Here is a 2,170-nt window from a genome sequence, read left to right on the forward strand (position 1 = left end):
CGTCATCGACACCGCCCGCCTCGCGGGGGCCGACACCTTCGCCACCATCCTCAAAACCATCCGCGCCTAATCCCGCCGACAAAGGCGTGGGTAATTACGCTCCAGGTGGTGCGTTGATTGGTACGGTCGATCTTCACAAGTCCAGCAAATCAACTCGCCATCGACATGCCCGCTCCAGGTGTGAACCGCACTCACCATGCGTAGGCCCGCACGTAAGAGCGTCGATCAAAGCGGGGCACTCTGCCTGTTGATCTGCTCCAAACGCTTGTCTTGCTCCGTCTGCAGGCGCAGCGCCGTGGTCAGTGCCTCGCCGTTCGTCTCCCAAGTATCCGGATTGTCGGCAGGCACCCGTTCCCACATCAGAACGCAGCTGCAGCCAGGAAACAGCGGGCCTAACTAACCCGGCAACGTTTCCACCTGCCCACAAACTCTGCGCTAGCCCTTTTGCGTCAACGTGGCGACAAGCCCGCTGCAACCATGCTCGCTCAGTTGACCTCAGCCGCGTATCGCGCATGGTCGGTGTTGCATCGGCTGATCCGGAGCTCGACAGCACGCGCATTCACATCATATGCGACACGCATGATCTCAAGCAGCGGGGCGCCCGTATTCAGATTAAGCAGCTTTGCTTCCTCGGAGGTCGCCGAGACCGCGGCGAGTCGTTCCGAAGCGCGCGCAATACTGATCCCAAATTTCTCCTGGTAGGTGACATACATCTCCTCTTCCATGACTTCATTCGCCTGCACGCGCAAATCTGGCATGAGCGCAACAGGCACGAAAACGCGCTCAAAAATAGCAGGAGCCTGATCTAGGCTCCGGACCCGAATGATCGCATGCAGCATCGAACCAGGCTCAATATTGAGGCGAGCTGCCTGCTCATTACTGGCCCTCTGCTTACGGTGGCTCAAGACACGACTTGTAGGAGTAAGGCGCCGATTGTCCGGACCGACAATGCGGAAGAACTGGAAAAGGGTTTCGTCACGCGAGTGACGGGCAACATATGTACCACGTCCTTGGCGGCGGACAATCAGTCTATCCGCCTCAAGGGCCATGAGCGCCTTACGCACCGTCCCTTGACTGACTTGATACTCGGCCGCGAGCTCGTTCTCGCTCGGCAGCATCTCGCCAGGCTTCCAAGACCCCGATCCAATTCGCTTTACCAGCGAATCCTTTACTTGGACGTAGAGCGGCTGGTACCCTGTAAGAAGTGAGCGGGGCGTTGATTCATCCATGTTGATGGGCCGTGTCCTCAGAGAGCCTCTTATATATTATACTGGAGGTGAGGACACAATCAGGCCTTGGAGGGGCGGCTCTGACGATGCCGCCCACCGCGTCCCGCAGCCTTCAGGCTGGTTCTGGCACGGGCTGCTTGAAGCCCGCATGGGCCGCATCGACCGCAACATCGAGGTCCTGCACTCGTACTTCGCCACGGAGAACAGCCCGCATCCGCTCGACATCGAGGGAGCGATCCCAACGGGAGATGGCGAGGGTCGCGACGGCATTCCCAATCAGATTGAGGACCGCCCGGCCTTCGTTGAGAAACCGGTCCACCCCGAGTGTGATGGCGATCCCCGCGGCGGGCACGATCGGGTGCGCGATCATGGTCGAGACGAGTGTCACCAGCACCCCGCCGGTGACTCCGGCCGCGCCCTTCGATGTGAGGAGCAGAAGTCCGAACAAAGACAGCTTGTCGCCCCAGGAGAGGTCGAGGTTCAACGCCTGAGCAATAAACATCGGCGCGAGGACTAAATAGAGCGCAGTCCCATCGAGATTAAACGAGTACGCTGTCGGCAGCACGATGCGCACTACGTCCGGCTTGCATCCAAGGAACTCGAGCTTGTCGATCAGCCGCGGCATCACGGCTTCGGATGCAATCGTACCAAAGACGATCGCGATCTCCTCCTTGATGTAGCGCAGGAACTCGACCATCCCAACGCCGCACCAGCGCAGCACGCACCAGAGTACGAGGACAACGAAAACGACAAGCGCGACGTAATAGCTGGCGACGAGCTTCATCAGTGGCAGCAATGAGCCGATACCGAACTTGCCTACCGTGAACCCGATCGCCCCAAAAGCGGCGAGCGGGGCGAGACGCGTGATCATACGCATGATGCTGAAGAGCCACTGCGTCGCCTCGTCCAGCCAAACATTCAGCGTAGGCACGCGCTCGTTA

2 protein-coding genes are annotated in these 2,170 nt (G+C 59.4%); both read right to left on the minus strand.

The genetic code is table 11. The features are described 5' to 3' along the window. Positions 1-485 precede the first annotated feature (485 nt). Positions 486-1,229 (minus strand): GntR family transcriptional regulator, encoded by a 744-nt coding sequence (locus WDW90_RS36545; protein ID WP_336492629.1) that lies wholly within the window; start codon positions 1,227-1,229, stop codon positions 486-488. 112 nt (positions 1,230-1,341) lie between these two features. Continuing rightward, a partial coding sequence (locus tag WDW90_RS36550; protein ID WP_336492630.1) for a cation:dicarboxylate symporter family transporter occupies positions 1,342-2,170 on the minus strand: 829 nt, incomplete at its 5' end.

This window comes from Methylobacterium nigriterrae (assembly GCF_037106235.1).
Taxonomy (GTDB): Bacteria; Pseudomonadota; Alphaproteobacteria; order Rhizobiales; family Beijerinckiaceae; genus Methylobacterium; species Methylobacterium nigriterrae.